Consider the following 20,736-nt stretch of genomic DNA (forward strand, 5'->3'; position numbering starts at 1 on the left):
CAACTATTGCATCGCCGCATCGGTGTGCAGCCTCTTCCTGATGGCTTGCCGCCTCAGCCCTGCATCAGCGGCGCCAGCAGGCGGCGCAGCAGCTTCTGCGCGGTGCCCGACAGCGAGGCGCGGCTCCAGCCGCTGTCGCTGCCGGTGGCCGACCACACCACTTCACCGCTGTTCACGTCCAGCAGCTGCAGCGAGATGCCGACCGCGGGCTCGCCGTCCACGCCCACCTTGTAGCGCCATTCCTGCACCGCGCCGGTCAGCGCGTAGCGGGCCTTCTCGGCACGCGCCCATTCCAGCGCCTTGCCCACGGCTTCGCGCTCGGCCGGCTCGAACAGCGTTTCCGGGTTGAGGCTGGCCGGATAACGCTTCAGGCTGGCCACGCCGCCGGTCTTCAGCAGGCTCTCGGCAATCGCCTCGGCGCGCAGGCCGGCCTGCGGCGTCTCGGTGTAGTTCACGATCGGCAGCACCGCGATGGTCTCGCCGCGGGCCAGCGCCGGCGCGCGGCCGACATCCGTCACCGCGCAAGCCGCCAGCCACAGTGCCGCGCCCAGCGCGCCGCACCATGCCGCCAGCCGCCTGGCCGCTGTCTTGCCCGTCATTGCCGTGGTTTGCTTGTTCATCTTCATCCCCTTTTCCATGTCCTGTTGTTACCCGATCCCTGCCATCCGCTGCCGCCGGCTCAGTACAGCCAGCGATAGCGCATTCCCAGTTCCGTCAGCGGCCTGCCACCGTTGCGCGCCGCGGTCTCGTGCGAGATATACAGCGCCAGGTGGTCATTGCCGAATACCGATCCGGCCACCCCGCCCTGCACGCGGAAGTTCTGCCGTGCGCGCGTGTCGCGCAGCAGCCCCACTTCACCGAACGGCCGCCACTTGCGTGTGTACTCGTCCAGCAGCTCAGTGCCGAAGCCGAACAGCACGCCGGCCTGCGTAAAGCCCTGCGGCATGTAGAACGCCGGCGTGGCTTCGTCGTCGACCGGCACCAGCGACGCCATGCGCGGCGTCAGGCTGCCGCCGTTGGCGCTGTAGTTGGCATGCGTGCCGACCACGCGCACGGTGTAGTCCGGATACGAGGTGCGGATCTTGTAGCCGGCCTCGACGTCATAGACCATGCCATGCCCGAGCGCGCTGCGGTCCTGCCCGCGGAAGCTGCTGTACTCGATGCGCGCGCCGACGAACTCGCGCAGGCCGAAGCGCCAGGTTGCGCCCAGCCCCACGACGTCCTTGGCCCCGCCCACGCGCAGCGGCGCCGATTCATCGGCCGGCTGGTTCAGCCCGGCCAGCGTGCTGAACTGCAGCCGGCCCTGCTGGTTCCACTCGCCGAAGAAGCGCGCGGTCGCCATTGTGTCCAGTCCCTCGCGGTAGCCTGCCGTGGCACGCCAGCGCTTGCTGTTGTCGCGATAGCCCAGCGACAGGTCGGCGCGCCGGTCGGACGACGGCACGTTCACCAGCTGCTGCGGATCGGTGCTGCGCTGGTCGCGCCAGGTGCCGCGCAGGTTCAGGTCATACCCGTCCCACAGGCGCACGCCGCCCGCGAGGCTGCCTTCGGTGTACTCCAGCGGCTTCTGGTGCATGAAGCTCACGCGCGGCTCGATCGCCTGGGCGTTGTAGAGCAGCGTCTCCTGCAGGGTGTCCTGCAGCGTGTCGTCGGAACGGGCCCGTTCCTGGGTCTCGAAGGCCAGCGTCTGCGCGGTGCTGATGCGGTCCAGGCGCTGGTTGGCCTCGATCTGGTTGGCCACCGGCACGCGGCCGGCCTGGCGCTCCAGGATGCGGTCAAGGCTGTTCATGTCCTGCCGGTCCAGCGCGATCGCCACCTCGGCATAGGCCGGTCGCTGCAGCCGGTTGACGTACTGGCGGGCCAGCCAGCTTCGCGCCAGTTCGTTGGATTCCGCCGACATCGCCCATGCCAGCGCGGCATCGCGCCCGGCAGCGGACAGCGCGGCATCGCGGCGGGCCGCATTGCGTGCGACCTCCGCCGACGCGGGCTCGCGCAGCGGCGGCAGCCCGGCCACCTCGCCCAGCTGCGACGGCGCGCCCGCCAGCGGCGGCACCAGTTCGCGCGCCGCCGTGGAAGCGCGGTCCGCGCGCAGCATCTGGATCACCAGCGCGCGCGAGACCTCGCCCGAGGCAAAGATCTGCCCCAGCGCCACGGTCTGGCGGCGCAGGTCCGCGCGCGAAGGCGCGCCGGACTCGTTCTCGTACTCTTCGTCACCGTCGGTGTTATCGGGCCGCAGCCGGGCATAGCGCACCCCGCCCTGGGACCAGCCGTGGTGCAGGTCGATCCAGGCCTGGCGGCGCACGCGCCAGGCCATGTCGGTCTGGCCGATGGCTTCATAGGCATCGGCCATCAGGCTGAGCCAGAGCGGGTCGGCGCTCTTGCCGTCGTTGAGCTTGCGCAGGTAGTGCATGGCTGCGCGCCCGTCCTGGAAACGCATATGGCCCGCGGCAAAGGCGCCCCACAGGTCGGGGTTGTCTTCCGCGTCGTCCTTGACGCGGCGCATCACCGCGCGCACCTCGGTATCGCTGCCCTGGTCGACCAGCATCCACAGCAGCGCCGCCAGCGTTTCGCTGTCGGCATCGCGCAGGCCCGCGGCGCGGCGCAGGTCGGCCAGGGCCTGGTCGCGCTGGCCGGTCACGCGGTAGTACTCCGCGCGCCGCATCAGGAAGCGGCTCGACTGCGCTGCCGCCTGGCGCTGCTCGGGCGTCATGTCCTGCAACAGGCGCCCGATACGCCGGTAGGCGTGGGCACGCGTGTAGTAGTACAGCGCCAGTTCCAGCGATTCCGGCTTGCCGCCGCGGCGCCAGTCGGCCTCGGCGATGCGGCCGGCGTCGATCGGGGCCTTGTCGTAGTAGGCGATCAGGTTGGAGAAATCCGCCTCCTGCGTGTCGCGGACCTCGTCCAGGCAGTCGTTGCGCGCCGGGCCCGCCGGCATCTCCATGCAGTGCTCGTCCTGCGTCTGCGCCGCCGCCAGCATCAGCTGGCGATAGCCGTCCTTGAGCAGGTCGTCGCGCTGGTTCAGCCGCGCCAGCTCGGTAAAGGTGCGCCAGTAGAGGATGTCATCCTTCCCGGCCGTGGCACGCGCCGGCAGCATGGCGTCCAGCGCCTGCGCCAGCTTGCCGCGCACATAGAGCAGGTTGGCGAGCTTCAGCGCATAGGCTGGGCGCGGGCCGAAGCGCTGCTGCAGCTGCGTATAGATCTGGAACGCGCGCTCGTCCTTGCCGGCGCGCTCGGCCAGGGCGGCGTGACGTTCCAAGATTTCGCGCGCCCTGGGGCCGTGGCTCAGGCCTTCGAGGAAGCGCATGGCCTCTTCCGGCTCGCCCAGGCGTTCGTAGGCGGCCACCACCTCGTCCACGGTCTTCAGGTCCGAGCCGCCCGCGCGGTGGCGCAGCGCGGCCAGGTAGGCGCGATCGTCGGACAGGCCCGGGGCGAGCCGCATCACTGCATCCCACGCGCGCTCGTCGTTGGTGGCGCGGGCATAGTCGAGCCAGCTCTTCAGGGCCACGGCCGGCTGGCGGTTCCATTCGGCCACCTGCGCCAGCCGTTCGCGCCAGATCGCCTCGCCCGGCAGCCGGCGCACCGCGGTCTCGGCCACGCGCTGCGCCTGGTCGAGCTTGCCGGCCGACAGGAACACGCGATAGGCGAGTTCGTAGTCGTCGGCGTTGAACGGCTTGTCGGCTGGCTCCGCCGGCGCCTGCGCGGGCGCAGCAGCTTGCGCCGCAATCTTGCGCGTACCCAGCTGGCCGGAAGCGGCCAGCGCTTCACGCAAGGCCAGGCCGCGCGGCCCGTCGAGGAAGACCAGGCCGCGCTCGGCCCACGGCTGGCTGGCGGCGATGCGCCGCGCCTCGGCCTGGCGTGCGGCCAGCGCCGCCGGGCCGGCATCGCGCGTGCGCGCCGAGACCTTCAGCAGCCGCTCGACATAGCGGCTGGCCTGCTCCGGCTTGTTGGCCGCCAGCGCCAGCTTCGTCAGGTAGCGCAGCACCTCCGGATCGTCCAGCAGCTTGCCGCCGTGGCGCTCGGCCTGCGCCAGCGCTTCGTCCAGCAGGTTGCCTGACTGCAGCGTCTGCACCGCCTTCAGGAACAGCGCGCGCCGCTCGGCCAGCGTGGTGGCGGCCGCCTGCTGCGCGAACAAGGCGTTGGCGGCGTTGCGATAGTCGCCGCCCGCGATCGCCATGTCGGCCAGCTGGCGGTTCCAGAAGGCCGCGTTGTTGCGGTCCTGGCTGGCCAGCGCCGCATAGAACTTGCACATCGCGTCCTGGGCGCCGGCCTGGCGCGACTGTGTGGCCAGCGTTTGCAGGTCGGCCAGCCCCCAGCTGCGCGCGGCAGCCTGGTCCAGCAGGCTGCGCAGCTGCACCAGGTTCTGTTCGCGCTCGGGCGTATCCGGCAGCGCGGCCCAGGCGCGCTGCTGCGCGATCTCGATGCGCGTGCGCAGGATCTGGCCCGACAGGTCGGTGCCCTGCACCGCCTGCATGCGCGCCAGCATGGCCTGCGCCTCTTCCAGCCGGCCGGTGCGCGCGTATTGTTCGGCCAGCACGCCCATGAAACCGGGGTCGTCGGGCGTGACCTTCCACCAGGCTTCCAGGTAGGCCATGGTCAGCCCGTCGATGGTGCGGCCCTGGCCCAGCAGGCGCTCGCGCAGGGTCTCGCGCGGGAACATCAGCGCCAGGCCGATCCCCACCATCGCGGTGAAAGTCAGCACCAGCGCCGGCGGCAGCAGCCGCTCGCGCTCAACCGGCGCAGCGGACTTCGACTTGTTGCCTGGCATGGTTCGGATCGGTGACGGGTGCGGTATCCACGCGCAGCGTGTTGCGCTCGCGGACGGCCTGTACGGGCTTGCCATCGACGCTCACACGGCAGTTGCCGGCGTTGGCAAGACGGAAGAATGGCTTGAAATAGCCGCTGAAGGCGAAGCGCGTGACGCCATCGCGCTGCGACCAGTCGCGCACGATGCCGTTGGCTTCGGCCAGCTGCGGCGCGGCCGGGGCGGTGACTGTGTCGCGCACGGCGAAGCGCGCATCGCCGCCATCCAGGTGCAGGTAGACGCCGCCGCCCGGTGCCGGCGAGGTGCCGGTCACGCCATGCGCCGCGCCCACGTCGGGCATGCCGGCGCCGCTCCAGCGCAGGTTGCGCAGGTTGCCGTCGCCGCGCACGATCCATTCGGCACCGGTGCCGCCCGGCTGGCCATCGCCCACGTCCCGCGCCACGGCCATTTCCTGCCAGTCGAGCACCTTGCGCACGTAGTCGGTCGAGTGCAGCGGCAGCAGCGGCTGCGCCAGCACATAGTCATAGACCTTGCGCAGCGCCTTCAGCGACGCGGCCTTGGTGCCCGAATAGCTGTGGTAGTAGATGTTGACCGGCTTGAAGCGATAAGGCTTGTCGGTCAGCTCGTAGGTCTCGATCACGCGCTCGAAGCCATAGAACGGGCCGTGCCAGAGGTTGGTGTAGACGTTCTCGTTCTGGTTGGGCGCAAACACCTGGAAGGTGCCGCCGGGCTTGTTGATGCCCAGCGGCGCAATCGCGGTCCAGCTCGGGTTGCTGCGCGTGATCAGCGTATCGCCGCCGTTCATGTTGAGCACGCGCGCCTTCTCGGTGAGCCGCAGCGCCTCGGCCGGCGGCTGGCAGTCTCCCGACCACAGCAGCATGCTGACCGGCTTGCCGGCCGGGGCCAGCGTGCGGTTGATGTAGTCGATCGAGCCGCCGATCTCGCGGTTCAGGTCCATGCTGTAGCCGGGGATGCTCAGGTGGAAGGCCTCGTCGCCCTCGACCACGGCGGCGCCGCTGGATTGCGTTGGCTGCCCTGGCTGTGCCGGCACCGTGCGCGACCACTCGAACGGATGCGAGAAGGTATGGCTGGCCACCTCGACATAGGGCTGCGCGAAGATCTTGCGCGCGATCGGCTCAAGCTCGGCGCTCAGCCTGGGGTACATGCCGTCCTTGCTGACTTCGCCCTGGATCACCGACATCGTCATCGGCAGCCGGTAGCGGTCGAAGATCTCGCGGAACAGCACCTCGCCGGAGAAGCCGCCGCCGGGAATCTCGGCGCGCGAGGCAAAGCCGTCGCCGTCGATATGGATGGTCAGCAGGCGCCGGCCGTTCTCGGTGGTGACATCGGGCACGGGCATGGCGGGCAGGCGCAGCGCCTCGCGCAGGAAGTCCAGCGGCTGCACCACCCAGCGGCTCTGGCCGTTGCCGTTGCCGCTCTGGCGCACCGCGTACGGCCCCAGCACATAGCCGCCCCACGGCGTGATCGCGGCGGCGTCATAGGTCAGCGTGCCCGAACGCAGGCGCAGCAGCGAACGGTAGCCGGCGCCGTCCGGCACCTGGATCGCTTCGGCCTGGGTGCGGTCGGGGGCCACCGGCATCTCGAAGCCCATCATCCGGTCCTTGGCCAGCACCTCGACCGGGCCCGACACGCGGCCCTTGACTGCCTTCAGCCCGAAGCTGCGCGCCACCGCGCCGCTAACGCTGGTGCCGAAGTCGTTGAGGAACACCACCGGCATGCCCTGCGCCATGCGCGCCTGCACCCAGGCATGGAAGCGTCCCGGCTGCGCCGTGACATTGCCTGACAGGTACACCACCACGCCGGCGTAGCGGTCCGGCCCGATCTCGGGCAGGTCCTCGCTGGTCTCGGCGAAATCCACACGATAGCCAAGGTAGTTGAGCGGCATCGAGACAAAGCGCACACCCTCGGAATCATCGATCGACACCCCGGGGCGGCGCTCCTGCACCACCAGCACGCGCCGCGGCAGCACCTCGACCTTGCCGATGCCGACCGTCTGCAGCCCGGGATCGGCCACATAGGGCGTGATCCCCAGCGCGCGGATGCGCTGCGCGGTTTCGCGTGCGCAGCGGCGGTCAGCCGGCGGACAATAGTCGATCGAGATCACCGGCAGGCGGTATTGCTCGCGGATGGTGCGCGCCTGCGCCAGCAGCCAGTCGCGGTCAGCCTGCGCAACGTCGACATAGCGGCCCTGGGCCTGGTTCCAGCCGCGGAACAGCGACTCGAAGGCAACGGCATAGGCCAGGTCATGCACCTGCGGCAGGATCTCGAAGCCGCGGTTGAAGACCAGGCGCGCCTCGGGGTAGCGCGCCTTGATGGCGCGGATCACGCGCACCAGCCCCGCTTCCTGCCGTGCGCGCTCGGCGTCGGTCCTGGCGGCAAGCTGGTAGGAATCGAGGGTATCGAGGAAAAAGCCGCGGAAGCCGCGCTGCCACAGCGGCGCGATCACCTTGTCGACATAGAAGGCGGGCCAGCCGTCGGCTGCCTGGTCGATGACCGGCGCGTTCCAGGCGTCATTGCGCCCGACGAACCAGGCCTTGGGGATGTCCTTGAAGTAGGCGCGGCTCTCCAGCACCTCGCCGACGCTGACATAGGCAAACCAGGCCGTGGCCGGCGTCGCCGCCTGGCGCGGGTCGAAGCCGCTGTCGGGCTCGACCACGGCGATGTCGAAGGCTTGCAGAGCGTCAACCGGCGGCTTGGCGCCGTAGTGCAAGGCGATCGACGGCATGGATGGCGCCTGCGCCGCGGGCGCCGGCGCGGCCGCAGCCGTCGCCGCCCCGAGGGCCAGCGCCAGCGCGATGCCTTGCACCCGCTGCGCCATGCGCATCCCTACCCACCCCGATCGGAACGGCATGCGGCCGCCCCGGTTCCCTTGTGCTTCCTCCAGCTGCTTCACAGGCTTGCTTCCTCTTGTCTGCGCACGCCGGCAAGTGCCTCACGCACGACATTCTCTGAGGCGGTCGCTGCCGCCTTGTGTCCGACTGTGGATCTCAGAATCGGAAAAATCTGATGGTATCCGGAAACGAATGCTAGGACAGACGCATGGATCACATTGTCAACAATTGTCCCAACACTGAGACATTGAGCCGGCTCGCGCGTTAACGCGCCACCGTGCTGCGGGCGCGCGTCAGCCGCGCTTGCGGTACGGGCGTACGGCGGGCGCGGCTCGGCTCAAATGCAAACAACGGAAACAGTCCAGGCCCCGTGCGCGACGGGTGGTGACGCTGTCCGCAACCGAAATTCCGGACAGCTAGGTTTGAAACACCTGATGGATTCCCCGTTCAGAACTTTTATGTATGGGCCCGCATACAGTGGGCGCGCTCATGTATGTCTGTGCACGACGCGAGCGCGGCCACCGGCCTAGCCTTTATTGTCAGCATAATGATATATCCGGGCCGCGCCGGCTTCCCCCGAACGCGGTAGGGATTGGGCGCCGTAAGAATTTGTAAAAAAGATGGTACGCCCATGCACCGGACGGCAGCCATTATGCACGGTGGCGTGGCATCGCGCTCGCTGGCGGTGCACGCACAACCAAACCCGCGATAAAAAAATCAGGGAATTCACTGAACGGAAGCCGAAGTAGAAAACGCTAATATCTCCTATCGGAACCTCTCATCATGATTAGGCGCTTAGCCTGATTGACACGCCGGGAAAATTCGGCAGAATGATTCCCACTTGTGCAGCGCCCATGCGGTGTGTCTTTTGGTGTTGTCGTTCCGTGACGTTTTCGGTTGTCACGACAGCGACATATCGAAGTCATATGGAATGCGCTGGCGGGGAACATAAAAAGGATCCGCTGGGTGCGTTGCACACGGTGTATAACGAGCGTTTTCGCTCATTTTGAAATTCAAGGTTGAGATAGATATGGAAACCGGTACCGTTAAGTGGTTCAACGACGCCAAGGGCTTCGGCTTCATCACGCCGGATGAAGGCGGCAACGATCTGTTCGCGCACTTCTCCGCAATCGAAGGCAATGGCTTCAAGTCGTTGAAGGAAGGCCAGAAGGTACGCTACGTCAAGGCCATGGGCCAGAAGGGCGAGCAAGCCACCAAGATTCAGGCCCTCTGATACCGGTGGATTCCGGGCCGGTCCAGCGGACCGGCCGGAAGGAAAGCCCCGCAGCTTCGGCGCGGGGCTTTTTTATTGGCGCGCCGGCACCGGGGCCGCCGCTGCGGCAATCTTGCGACGGGTGAAATTGCTATAATCGGCCGACCCACAACCGCCCTCCCGCCAGTGGGCGCGCACGGATGCTGCGCGATCAGTGCGGGATGGTATGCAGCGTGTCGAGGAGTTACGTGGCCGGTACTCAAATCGCAACGCAAGACACCCCTGTCGCCGCCGACCATGGCAGCCAGGCGGGCCCGGCGGCCTCGGCCGGCAGTTCCTTCCATGCCGCGCTGCGCATCCTGCCGCCAGCGCAGCGCCAGGCCATGTTCGAGATCTATGCGTTCTGCCGCGCGGTCGACGACATCGCCGACGGCAACGCACCGCACGCCGAGCGCCTTGCCGCACTCGATGCCTGGCGCCACGACATCGCCGCCTGCTACGCCGGCAATCCGCCTCGCGCCCTGCAGCCGCTGAGCGCGCAGATCCGCGCCTTCCACCTGCAGCAGCAGGATTTCCTTGCCGTGATCGACGGCATGACCATGGACGTGGTGCAGGACATCCGCGCCCCCGACGCGGCCACCCTCGACCTGTATTGCGATCGCGTCGCCAGCGCTGTCGGCCGGCTGGCGGTGCGCGTGTTCGGCCTGGAAGAAGCGTGCGGCATCGCGCTCGCGCACCACCTGGGCCGCGCGCTGCAGCTGACCAATATCCTGCGCGATATCGACGAAGACGCTGCCATCGGCCGGCTCTACCTGCCGGCAGAAGCGCTGGCCGCGGCCGGCATCGGCGCGGACACGCCCCAGGCCGTGGTGGCCCACCCCGCCGTCGGCCAGGCCTGCGCGGCCGTGGCGCGCGAGGCCCAGGCGCACTACGACCAGGCCTACGCCATCATGGCGCGCTGCCCGTCGCGGCAGGTGCGTTCGCCGCGCATCATGGCCGAGGTCTACCACCGCATCCTGGCGCGGCTGCGCACGCAGGGCTGGCGCGCGCCGCGCCGGCGCGTGCGCCTGCCGCGCGCCCAATTGCTCTGGATCTTGCTGCGCCACGCCATTGGCTGAGCGCTGCACCCGATGCATGCCGGGCGCGGCCGCGCCGTGCGCCGGCACAAGGAGTCTGCATGTCGATGAACGAGACCGCCTTTGCCACGGCAGTGCCACGGATCGCGGCGGCCAGCGCGGGCGACAGCCCCGCGCCGCGCGACGCCGCGCAGGCATTGGAGCACGGCATCGGCCGCGCAATCGACGCGCTGCTGCATCAGCAGCGCCCCGACGGCCACTGGGTCTGCGAACTGGAAGCCGACGCCACCATTCCCGCCGAATACGTGCTGATGGTGCACTACCTCGGCGAAGCCCCGGACCTGGAGCTTGAAGCCCGCCTGGCCCGCTACCTGCGCCGCATCCAGAATCCCGATGGCGGCTGGCCGCTGTTCCATGAAGGCCGCTCCGACGTCAGCGCCAGCGTAAAGGCCTATTTCGCGCTGAAGATGGCCGGCGACGACCCCCAGGCCGCGCATATGCAGCGCGCGCGCCGGGCCGTCCACGCGCTGGGCGGCGCCGAGGCCAGCAATGTATTCACGCGCACGCTGCTGGCCCTGTACGGCGTGATGCCATGGTCGGCGGTGCCGATGATGCCGGTCGAGATCATGCTGCTGCCGCAGTGGTTTCCGTTCCACCTGTCCAAGGTCTCGTACTGGGCGCGCACGGTGATCGTGCCGCTGCTGGTGCTGAACAGCCTGCGCCCGCAGGCGCGCAACCCGCGCGGGGTCGGCATCAATGAGCTGTTCGTCGGCAACTGCCATACGGTGGGGCTGCCGCCGCGCGCGGCGCACCAGCACGCCGGCTGGTACACGGTGTTCCGCGGCCTGGACGCGCTGCTGCGCGTGACCGAGCCGCTCTTCCCGCGCACGCTGCGCCGGTGCGCCATTGCCGCGGCGCAGGCCTTCGTGCATGAGCGGCTCAACGGCGAGGACGGCCTGGGCGCCATCTTCCCGGCAATGGCCAACAGCGTGATGATGTTCGACGTGCTGGGCGTGCCGCCCGACGACCCGGCGCGCGCGCTGGCGCGGCAATCCGTCGAGCGGCTGCTGGTCGAGCACGGCGACGAAGCCTATTGCCAGCCGTGCCTGTCGCCGGTGTGGGATACAGCGCTGGCCGCGCACGCGCTGCTGGAAACCGGCGAGGCGCGCGCGACGGCCGCGGCCGGGCGCGGCCTGGACTGGCTCAGGCCGCTGCAGGTGCTGGACGTGCGCGGCGACTGGGCCGTGCGCCGCCCGCTGGTGCGCCCCGGCGGCTGGGCCTTCCAGTACGCCAATGCCTATTACCCGGACGTGGACGACACCGCCGTGGTGGCCGCCGCGATGAACCGCTACATGCGCGCCCACGATATGCCGGGCCGCTATGACGAAGCCGTGGCGCGCGCCGCCGAGTGGATCGTCGGCATGCAGGGCGGCGATGGCGGCTGGGGCGCGTTCGAGCCCGAGAACACGCATCTCTACCTGAACAACATCCCCTTTGCCGACCATGGCGCGCTGCTGGACCCGCCCACCGCGGACGTGTCCGCGCGCTGCCTGTCGATGCTGTGCCAGATCGGCGCCACGCCGGGCAAGAGCGAACCCGCCGCGCGCGCGCTGCGCTACCTGCTGGCCGAGCAGATGCCCGACGGCAGCTGGTTCGGCCGCTGGGGCACCAACTATATCTATGGCAGCTGGAGCGCGCTGTGCGCGCTGAACGCGGCGGGCCTGGCACCGGAAGCCCCCGAGATGCGCCGCGCCGTGGCGTGGCTCGAGCAGATCCAGAACGCCGACGGCGGCTGGGGCGAGGACGGCAGCAGCTACCGGCTCGACTACCGCGGCTACGAGCCCGCGCCCAGCGTGGCCTCGCAGACCGCGTGGGCGCTGCTGGCGCTGATGGCAGCCGGCGCCGCGCAGCACGCCGCGGTGGCGCGCGGCATCGACTACCTGCTGCGCACGCAGCAATCCGGCGGCCTGTGGCATGAGCCACGCTTCACCGCGGTGGGCTTTCCGCGCGTGTTCTACCTGCGCTATCACGGCTATGCGCGCTACTTCCCGCTGTGGGCGCTGGCGCGCTACCGCAACCTGCAGCGCGGCGGCGCGCACCAGGTGTCGTGGGGGCTGTGACGGCACCTTTCGTGCTGGTCGTCACCGGCATGGCGTTCGAGGCGCGCATCGCCGCCGGCCCGCATTGCCGCGTGGTGCACGGCCTGCGCGGACTTGCACTGGAACAAGGCGTTTCCGCGATGGCAAGCCGGCACTGCATGGGCATCCTCAGCTTTGGCGTGGCGGGCGGGCTGGATCCCGCGCTGGCGCCGGGCGCCCTCGTGCTGGCGGACTCGGTGTGCGCGGCCGTCGAACGCTACGACACCGACATGACCTGGACCCGGGCGATGCACGCGGCGCTGCCGCATGCCAGGGTCGGGATACTTGCCGGCGCGGACCAGCCGGTGCTTTCGGTCGCCGCCAAGCAGATGCTGCACCGGGCCACGGGGGCGCTCTGCGTCGACATGGAATCGCACCTCGCCGCGCGCATGGCGGCGGCTTGCCGGCTGCCGTTCGCGGCCTGCCGCGTGGTGATCGACCCGGCCAGCCGCGCGGTCCCAGCTGCCGCGGCGGCGGGCATGGGTGAAGATGGCAAGACCGATGTGGGCGCGGTGCTGGGCGGGCTCTTGCGGGCGCCGTGGGAACTGCCGGCGCTGATGCGGCTGGCGGGCGATGCCGCGGCCGCGCGCGGCGCGCTGCGGGCGGCCCGGCTGGCGCTGGGGGACGAATACGGCTTGCGCGATGTGCGGACGCAGCAAGCTGACACCTGAACTGGCCGATGAAATGCTCCCTCTCCCGCAGGCGGGAGAAGGGAGCAAACAAGCAGGCCGCTAAACTCCAACGGCAACCGGTAGCCTGCCCCTCACCCAAACTTCCTCACCGCATCCAGCGCCAGCCCGCTGCCGATGCTGCCGAACCGGTCCCCTTCCACGCAACGCGCTTGCGGCAACAGCGCCGCCAGCCGCTGCCGCAGCAGCGGCACGCTGCTGGAGCCGCCGGTGAAAAAGATGGTATCGACCGCGGCGCCATCCACGCCGGCATCCACCAGCAGCTTCTGCACGGTCTGCTCGGTCTTCACCACCAGCTTGTCGATCGACGCATCGAACTCGTCGCGCGTGATGGTCAGCGTCAGCCCCTGCTCCAGCCGGTGCAGGTCCACGTCGGTGCTGCCGGCGTCGGACAAGGCGATCTTGGCGGCTTCCACCTGGATCGCCAGCCAGTGCCCGGCGCGCTCGCGGATCAGCCGCACCAGGCGGTCGAGCTTCACCGTATCGGCCGCGTCGCGGTAGTTGTCCATCACCAGCGACCACGCCTTGCGCGTATAGACCAGGTTGATGGTGTGCCAGCTGGCCAGGTCGAAATACTGGCTGGACGGCATCGCCTTGCCGTTGCGCAGCGCGCTGCCCAGGCCCAGCAGCGGCATTGCGCGCGCCAGGCTGAGCGCGCGGTCGAAGTCGGTGCCGCCGATATGCACGCCGCCATTGGCCAGGATGTCGTCGCGCCGGTCGCTGCGCGCGGCGCGCTCGGGCGACAGGCGCACCAGCGAGAAGTCCGAGGTACCGCCGCCGATGTCGGCCACCAGCACCAGTTCCTCACCCGTGATCCGGGCCTCGTAGTCGAAGGCCGCGGCGATCGGCTCGTACTGGAACGCGATCTCGCCGAAACCCGCGTCGCGCGCGATCTCGGCCAGGGTGTCTTCGGCGAGCTGGTCGGCGGCCGGGTTCTCGTCGATGAAGAATACCGGGCGGCCCAGCACGGCGCGCGAAAACTCCGTGCCGGCGGCCTGCTCGGCACGCGTCTTCAGCTCGCGGATGAAGTGCGCCAGCAGCTTGCGGAACGGCATCGCCTGGCCCATCACCTCGGTGCTGTCGTCCATCATCGAGGTGCCCAGCAGGCTCTTGAGCGAACGCATCAGCCGGCCTTCATAGCCGGCCAGGTAATCGCCCAGCGCGGCGCGGCCATAGCTGACCAGCGGATCCTCCGCGTGGAAGAAGATCACCGAGGGCAGCGTCACCTTGCCGTCCTCCAGCGGCAGCAGCGCCGCCGGCCGCGCCGGATGGCTCCAGCCGACCGTTGAGTTGGACGTGCCGAAGTCCAGGCCGCATGCGTTTGACATCATTGATTCCGTTTCCTGCAAGACACCACTAAAAAGGCCCGCGCGCCAGCAGGCCGCGCGGACGGGGCGCCATTGTATGGCAGGTGCCGGCCAGGCGCCCGGCTTGACACGCCCAAACGCGGCTCCTATCCTCCGCATGTTCTCTGTTAAAGATCATCATTCTGTTGTACAGAACATGAAAAAGCCCCTGCGCCATATCCGCGTACTCGACCTGACCAATGTGCTGGCCGGGCCGTTCTGCTGCCACCAGCTTGCCCACCTGGGCGCCGAAGTCATCAAGGTGGAAACCCCCGGCACCGGCGACCTGGCCCGGCAGCTGGGCGCCGATGCCGAGCTGAACCAGCGCCTGATGGGCGTGTCGTTCCTGGCCCAGAACCCAGGCAAGCAGTCGGTCACCCTCAACCTGAAGCACGCGCGCGGCAAGGAGGTGTTCCGCAAGCTGGTGCAAAGCGCCGACGTGCTGGTGGAGAACTTCCGCCCCGGCGTGATGGACCGGCTCGGGCTGGGCTACGAGACCCTGAAGCAGGACAACCCGCGCCTGATCTACTGCGCGATCTCGGGCTTTGGCCAGGACGGGCCGCTGGCCGGGCTGCCGGCCTATGACCAGATCATCCAGGGCATGGCCGGCGTGATGAGCATTACCGGCGATGCGCAGAGCGCACCGTTGCGGGTCGGCTATCCGGTCTCGGACACCATCGGCGGGCTGACCGCGGCGCTGGCGGTGGCGGCGGCGCTGGCGGACCACCAGCGCACCGAAGGCTATTTCATCGACGTATCGATGCTGGAAGCCACGCTGGCCACCATGGGCTGGGTGGTGTCCAACCACCTGATCGCCGGCAAGGTGCCGGCGCCGATGGGCAACGAGAACATGACCGCCAGCCCTTCGGGCACTTTCCGCACCGCGGACGGGCTGCTCAATATCGCCGCCAACAAGCAGGAACAGTTTGAAGCCGTGTGCCGCGTGCTGGGCCGCCCCGAGCTGGCCGCCGACCCGCGCTTCGCGCAGCGCCAGGCGCGCCTGGCCAACCGGGGCGAACTGACACAGGCGCTGGAAGCAGAGCTGGCGAAGAAGCCGGCCACCGAATGGTGGCCGCTGCTGACCGACGCCGGCGTGCCCGCCGGCCCGGTGCTGGACGTGCCACAGACGCTGGCGCATCCGCAGGTGCTCGAGCGCGGCATGATCGGCGAGTTTGCCGATGCGCCCGGCGTGGGCCGCGATATCCGCGTGGTGCGCACCGGCTTCAAGCTCAACCGCGAGGCCCCGGCCGTGGACACGCCGCCGCCGGAGCTGGGCCAGCATACGCGGCAGGTGCTGGCCAGCCTGGGCTACAGCGATGCGGACATCGACCAACTGAGCGAGGAGCGCGCGATATGAGCGGCATCGAAACCAGCGGCCAGCCCCGGGATGACGCCATGGACCCGGGCCAGCGCCTGTCGCAGGACTGGTGGCGCACCGGCATCATCGACATGCGCCCGGGCGAGATCCGCTACCGCGGCTACCCGATCGAACAACTGATCGGCCGGGTCTCGTTTGCGCAGATGATCTGGCTGATGCTGCGCGGCGAGCTGCCCGGCCCCGGCCAGGGCGAGCTGCTGGACGCGGCGCTGATGGCCGCGGTCGACCACGGCCCGCAGGCGCCCAGCATTGCCATCGCGCGCATGGCGGCCACCTGCGGCGTGGGGCTGAACAACGCCATGGCTTCCGCCGTCAACGTGCTGGGCGACGTGCATGGCGGCGCCGGCGAACAGGCGGTGGCGCTGTACCAGGACGTGGCGCAGCGGCTGGATGCGGGCGGCGCCATGGACGACGCCGTCACCGCCGCGCTGCGGCACTACCGCGACCTGCACGGCAAGTTCATTGCCGGCTTTGGCCACCGTTTCCACCCGGTCGACCCGCGTGCGCCGCGGCTGCTGGCGCTGGTCGACCAGGCCGCGGCCGACGGCGTGGTCAGCGGGTGCTACGCAGGGATCGCGCGCGCGGTCGAGGCGGCGCTGGGTGCCGGCCGCGGCAAGCCCATCCCGATGAATATCGATGGCGCCACCGCGGTGATCTATGCCGAGCTGGGCTTTGCCGCACCGCTGGCGCGGGGGCTGTTCTGCCTGTCGCGCTCGGTCGGCATCCTGGCGCATGCCTGGGAGCAGACCTGCGAGGGCGGGCGCAACAAGGGCCCGATGCCGCGCCAGTTCCTGTGGACCTATGACGGTGCGCCGCAGCGCGACGTGCCGGAGCCTGGCCGGCAGGCATAACCGGTTCAGCCGGCCAGGTCGGGCTCTGGCTCCAGCAGCGGCGCCGGCGATGCACTCGCGGCCGCCGGCGCCGCCATGGACGAGGCCAGCACGTAGCGGTCGCGCCCATGTTCCTTGGCGTGGTAGAGGGCGCGGTCGGCATCGGCAAACAGCAGGCGCCACAGCGCTTCCTTGCTGCCCGGGCCGCCGCGCAGCTGCGCCACGCCAATGCTGACGCTGGCATGGCCGCGCCCGGCGGGCAGTTCAATCGCGCGCACCTTGCGCAGGATGCGGTTGGCCAGCGCCGAGGCCTGCTGCTCGTCGGTATGCGGGCACAGGATGCAGAACTCTTCGCCACCGTAGCGCCCGGCCACGTCCGAGGCGCGGCGCGAGTTGTCCAGCGCATGCGCGACTTCGCGCAGCACGGCGTCGCCGGCGTGGTGGCCGAAGGTATCGTTGACCTGCTTGAAATAATCGATGTCGATCACCAGGCAGGACAGCGCCTGCCCGTCGCGCTGCCAGCGCGCCACCAGCGACAGTGCCGACATCTCCAGCGCCCCGCGGTTGAGCAGCCCGGTCAGGGCATCCACGCGCGCGCCGCTTTCGTTGTGCGCGACGATCTGCTCCATCGCCATCACGGTGAAGCCGAACAGGCCCAGCAGCGTGGCCATCAGCGGCGCCAGCAGCCAGGCCGAGCCGGCCGGGCCGGCAAAGAACAGCGTCAGCGGCGCGGCGCCCGCACCGCCCGCCACGGGCAGGTTCATGGCATGGCTGAAGCCGGCCAGCTGCGTGGCCAGATGCACCAGGCTGGCCACCAGCACCAGCGGCGCGCCGATGCTGCGGCGCCCGCGCCCGGCACGCGCCAGCGTGGCAAAGGTGGCCAGCGAGACCAGCGCCAGCAGGCCGTAGACGATGCGCAGCACCACCTGCTGCCCGTCGGGCATGCCGCTGGTGGCCGCGATCAGGCCAAGCCCGATCACACCCGCGGCGGCCAGCGCCGCGGGATGGGCCGGCACGCCGTAATAGACCCGCACGCCGCGGTAGATCAGCAGCCAGCCAGCCACGAACGCCAACGCTCCCAGCGTGCCCAGCTGGCCGGTGCCGCTGGCCGCGCTGATGGCCAGCGCCAGGCCCGCGGCCGACACCAGCACGTGCCCGAACGCCCACAGCCGCCCCGCCTCGCTCGCGCGCAGCGCGAACACCAGCCCCGCCGCAATAATCAGCGTGCTGCAAAAAAACACCATCATCACCACCGCAATGGTCTGCTGGTCCAGGTGCACGGGGATTTCCTCAAGGATGCCGTCTGCCGCGCCGTCATATCGAGCGGCGGGCATCGGGCCACAGGGGCGCGGCGCAGGCATCTCTCGCACTTGTTTTCACAAAATGTGACGTGCGTTGTTTTCAATGCCAGCCGCATGATAGCCCGCGCATGCAGGCGCGTGGCACCCCCGACAAGCCGGGTCGGGCCGGCGGCACACGCAAGCCCGGCGGCTCAGCCCGCGGGGGCGTTGTCCGCAATGCTGTCCGGAAAGGTGCCGCCCAGCGCCTGGGTCAGCGCGCGCGCCGCATGCAGCACATCGACGCGGAAGCCTTCACGGTAGCGCGAGGCCGGGCAGGTCAGCGTCAGCGCGCCGCACAGCACATCGCCGGGACCGAACACCGGCGCCGATACCCCGGCAAGATCGGGGCTGCGGTCGCCCACCAGTGCCGCCACGCCCTCGTGCCGGATGCGCTCGTAGAGCGTGCCGGACTCGCCGGCAAAGGCGCGCAGCACGCGCGCGCCGGCGCCCCGGTCGCGCGGCAGCAGTTCGCCGGCGCGGACATGGTCGCGCACCGGCTGCGGCGAATCGACGCGGTACAGGCACAGCCGGTGCTCGCCCTGCTCGACATGGAAGGCCGCGCTTTCACGCGTGATGCGCACCAGCTCGCGCAGCGCCGGCATCACCACCGCCTCCAATGAGAACGACGCGGCGTAGACGGCATTGAGCCGCGCCACCTCGGGGCCCAGGCCATAGCGCCCGTCGGACTGGCGCCGCACCAGCCCGGCGTGCTCAAGCGACGCCAGCAAGCGCAGCAGCGTGCTCTTGTACAGGCCGCTGCGCTGCGCCAGCTCGGCCAGCCCCAGCGCGGTATCGCCGAGACGGAACACCGACAGCACGAACAGCGCCCGGTCCACGGCGATGGCGCCGCCCGCGGCGGCGTGCTTGTCGGCTTCTGAAACCTGTGCGGCTTTGCGTGGCATGGCTGACGGCGGCGATCCTGGCTGGACCGGATGACGGAACGATGCGCCAACGTATAGAACGCACCCCGGCTTGTCAATCCGCCCTGCCGCGTGTCAATGGCCCGGCACACGTCCGGCGAGGTCGCGCAACAGATGCCGCATGCATTCGCGTATCCGGCCGGCGCGCTGGCGTTTTTCTGCAACACCGTGGCCGGCCTCTGCCGCCGCCCGGGGCGCCGCCAAAGCGCCTTCGCCGCCCCCTCGGCTACCGCATGCGCCACATTGCTTGCGCGTACTCGCCACTCCCCGGTTTGCAAGCGGAATTAGAGGGAAAGTTACCTGCTTTTGATTCAGCAGCCGCTGCACGGGGTGGATAAAATCATGTGTTGCTGACCTTCGCGCAATCCCTGCGCTGCTTTCCGTACCCTCGCTGCAATGTCTCACCGCCGTGCTTTTCCCGACCCTGGTATGACCGTTCCCGCTCTCTCGCTTGGCGCCATCCTGGATGACCTGCGTAGTGCCCCGCGCCCGCTGACTTCCGCGGAGTACACATACCTGGCCCAGCTGCGGCAGCGTATCGTCACCGGCGACGCAGACCTCTGGACCACGCTCGAGACCGCGGGCGTGCCATGCAGGGAACGCCGCCTGTCGCCCGAGGTGGTGCAGGCACTGACCGCGATCGGCCACTTGCCGATGCACTGAGCCCGGCGCGCGCCACCCCACATTGCTGAAATTTCCCCGGATCATTTCGGAAAACCGCACCCTCCAGCCTGCCCGCGTCCCGCTACGATCGATTTCCTTTCGATTCGCCGGGCACCGTGCTTTCAGTCAACTGCCAAGCATGCCCCGGCCACGGCCCAGCCATGGCTTACCCATCCAGCAACCGGCGCGTCAGCTTCCTGTCGTTGCGCGCCTATGTCGCAGTGATGCAGCACCGTGATGCCGTCCGCGCCGCGCAAGCGCTGCGCATCCATCCGCAAAGGCTGCACTACCACATCCGCGGCCTCGAGGCCGCGCTCGGCAAGCCGCTGTTCAGGACTTGCAGCCCGGACTGGCTGCCGACATCCACGGGCGTGACCGCACTGCCCAAGGTCGTCGCCATGCTGGCCATCTGGGATCAGATCGAGGCCGGCATCCGTGCCAGCCGGCGTGCCGCCGCGGCCCGGGAAGCCGAGCCCGGCGCCATTGCGCGCCACGGCACCGCATTCTGGGTGCGGCAGGCGACGATGTAGCGTCAGGCCAGCCGTTCGCAGCAATAGGCCTCGGTGCGATAAGGGAAGGCAACCTCGGCACGGCCCGCCAGCGCGGGATGTCCGTCGATGACCGCCTCCAGCCGTGCGCGCACGCGGGCCTGCTCCGCCGCCGGCAGCGCGGCAATGAAGCTCACCGACATCACCCGGTCCACGATCACCTGCTGCGGCGCCCCCACATGCGTGTAGGGCAGGCGCTGCAGCGCCAGCGGCCCGAAGCCCCCGGCGGGAAAGACCCGCTTCCATTCGCCCTTGTAGAAGCGCGGCGCGTCGCCTTCGTACGGCGTCATGATGGCCGTCAGCTGCGCCACCCAGTCCACGCTTTCATCGCGCACGTTCCATACCAGCCCGAGCCGGCCGCCAGGGCGCAGCACGCGGCCGATTTCCGCCATCGCGCCCGCATTGGCAAACCAGTGGAAGGCCTGCGCGCAGACCACGGCATCGACGCTGGCATCGGCCAGCGGAATGGCCTCGGCACTGCCTTCCAGCGCCTGCACCGACGGCAGCGCCACGGCCAGCTGAGCGCGCATCTGCGCCACCGGTTCGACCGCGATCACCTTCGCCCCGGTCTCCCCCAGCCGGCGCGTGAACTTGCCGGTGCCAGCGCCCAGGTCCAGCACGGCGCGGCCTGCGCGCAGGCCCAGCGTGCCGCGCAGCCAGGCGTCGATTTCAGCGGGATATTCGGGGCGTCCGCGCGCGTAAGTATCGGCCTGGCTGGCGAATCCCTGTGCGGCGGCCTGATGGATGGCGGTCATGGGCGGGCTCCGGTTGCGTACCGGAGGCGTAGCCTACGCCCCATGCCGGCACAGGGCAAGCGGGCGGCTACTGCTGCATGCCCCAGCGGCGCACCGTCAGCCGTTCCAGCGTGGTGAACACCAGTCCCTCCACCAGCAGCCCGATCAGGATCACCGCGGCCAGCCCTGCAAAAACGCGGTCGGTGTAGAGCTCGTTGCGGTTCTGGAAGATAAACCAGCCCAGCCCGCC

15 protein-coding genes and 1 pseudogene are annotated in these 20,736 nt (G+C 69.6%); 8 read left to right on the forward strand and 8 right to left on the reverse strand.

The annotated features are described in order from the left end of the window. Positions 1-53: 53 nt before the first annotated feature. From AC3WON_RS15250 to AC3WON_RS15260, 3 genes are read right to left on the reverse strand one after another with little or no spacing between them, the layout of a single operon-like run. Positions 54-620 (reverse strand): penicillin-binding protein activator LpoB, encoded by a 567-nt coding sequence (locus AC3WON_RS15250; RefSeq protein WP_492318446.1) that lies wholly within the window; start codon positions 618-620, stop codon positions 54-56. A gap of 59 nt (positions 621-679) precedes the next feature. Continuing rightward, entirely contained in the window at positions 680-4,762 is a 4,083-nt protein-coding gene (locus AC3WON_RS15255; RefSeq protein ID WP_492352162.1) for a tetratricopeptide repeat protein, read from the reverse strand. Then, positions 4,725-7,631, reverse strand: a complete 2,907-nt coding sequence (locus AC3WON_RS15260; RefSeq protein WP_492352163.1) for a bifunctional glycoside hydrolase/polysaccharide deacetylase family protein — start codon at positions 7,629-7,631, stop codon at positions 4,725-4,727. Before AC3WON_RS15260 ends, AC3WON_RS15255 begins: the two co-directional genes overlap by 38 nt. A gap of 1,010 nt (positions 7,632-8,641) precedes the next feature. Between AC3WON_RS15260 and AC3WON_RS15265 the strand changes: the two genes are divergently transcribed. The 4 genes from AC3WON_RS15265 to AC3WON_RS15280 all read left to right on the forward strand — a co-directional run bounded on the left by AC3WON_RS15265 (position 8,642) and on the right by AC3WON_RS15280 (position 12,709). Further along, entirely contained in the window at positions 8,642-8,845 is a 204-nt protein-coding gene (locus tag AC3WON_RS15265; RefSeq protein WP_010810931.1) for a cold-shock protein, read from the forward strand. Between the two features lie 227 nt (positions 8,846-9,072). Beyond that, the gene (hpnD, locus tag AC3WON_RS15270; protein WP_492352164.1) at positions 9,073-9,942 is read left to right on the forward strand and encodes a presqualene diphosphate synthase HpnD; all 870 of its coding nucleotides are present in this window, start codon (positions 9,073-9,075) and stop codon (positions 9,940-9,942) included. A 59-nt stretch (positions 9,943-10,001) separates the two neighbouring features. Then, a complete protein-coding gene (shc, locus tag AC3WON_RS15275) occupies positions 10,002-12,020 on the forward strand; it encodes a squalene--hopene cyclase (RefSeq protein ID WP_492352165.1) in 2,019 nt (672 codons plus the stop codon). Further along, a complete protein-coding gene (locus AC3WON_RS15280; protein WP_492318441.1) occupies positions 12,017-12,709 on the forward strand; it encodes a phosphorylase in 693 nt (230 codons plus the stop codon). Before shc ends, AC3WON_RS15280 begins: the two co-directional genes overlap by 4 nt. Before the next feature lie 92 nt (positions 12,710-12,801). On the opposite strand, the gene AC3WON_RS15285 is transcribed toward AC3WON_RS15280, so the two are convergent. Further along, entirely contained in the window at positions 12,802-14,058 is a 1,257-nt protein-coding gene (locus AC3WON_RS15285; protein ID WP_492318440.1) for an Hsp70 family protein, read from the reverse strand. A 172-nt stretch (positions 14,059-14,230) separates the two neighbouring features. Between AC3WON_RS15285 and AC3WON_RS15290 the strand changes: the two genes are divergently transcribed. After that, positions 14,231-15,430: a CaiB/BaiF CoA transferase family protein gene (locus tag AC3WON_RS15290; protein ID WP_492352166.1), complete on the forward strand. Its 1,200-nt coding sequence runs from the start codon at positions 14,231-14,233 to the stop codon at positions 15,428-15,430. Continuing rightward, on the forward strand, positions 15,427-16,302 hold the full coding sequence (locus tag AC3WON_RS15295; RefSeq protein ID WP_492318438.1) for a citryl-CoA lyase: 876 nt from the start codon (positions 15,427-15,429) through the stop codon (positions 16,300-16,302). The genes AC3WON_RS15290 and AC3WON_RS15295 overlap by 4 nt, the downstream gene beginning before the upstream one ends. 5 nt (positions 16,303-16,307) lie before the next feature. Here the strand turns inward: AC3WON_RS15295 and AC3WON_RS15300 are convergent, their stop codons facing one another. Together AC3WON_RS15300 and AC3WON_RS15305 are read right to left on the reverse strand one after the other, a co-directional pair. Continuing rightward, a complete protein-coding gene (locus AC3WON_RS15300; protein WP_454751066.1) occupies positions 16,308-17,561 on the reverse strand; it encodes a GGDEF domain-containing protein in 1,254 nt (417 codons plus the stop codon). A 212-nt stretch (positions 17,562-17,773) separates the two neighbouring features. Continuing rightward, complete coding sequence (locus AC3WON_RS15305) at positions 17,774-18,523, reverse strand: IclR family transcriptional regulator (protein ID WP_492352167.1); 750 nt, start codon at positions 18,521-18,523, stop codon at positions 17,774-17,776. Positions 18,524-18,970: 447 nt separating this feature from the next. On the opposite strand from AC3WON_RS15305, the gene AC3WON_RS15310 reads away from it, so the two are divergent. Next, complete coding sequence (locus AC3WON_RS15310) at positions 18,971-19,204, forward strand: IclR family transcriptional regulator (protein ID WP_492318436.1); 234 nt, start codon at positions 18,971-18,973, stop codon at positions 19,202-19,204. Between the two features lie 161 nt (positions 19,205-19,365). After that, positions 19,366-19,734 carry a helix-turn-helix domain-containing protein gene (locus AC3WON_RS15315; RefSeq protein WP_492352168.1) on the forward strand — a complete coding sequence of 123 codons (369 nt, stop codon included), beginning with the start codon at positions 19,366-19,368 and terminating at the stop codon, positions 19,732-19,734. Between the two features lie 2 nt (positions 19,735-19,736). On the opposite strand, the gene AC3WON_RS15320 is transcribed toward AC3WON_RS15315, so the two are convergent. Together AC3WON_RS15320 and AC3WON_RS15325 are read right to left on the reverse strand one after the other, a co-directional pair. Continuing rightward, positions 19,737-20,507, reverse strand: a complete 771-nt coding sequence (locus tag AC3WON_RS15320; protein ID WP_492352169.1) for a class I SAM-dependent methyltransferase — start codon at positions 20,505-20,507, stop codon at positions 19,737-19,739. Between the two features lie 67 nt (positions 20,508-20,574). After that, a pseudogene (locus AC3WON_RS15325) lies at positions 20,575-20,736 on the reverse strand (ABC transporter permease); the annotation flags it as partial.

The organism is Cupriavidus sp. FW305-46, assembly GCF_058787075.1.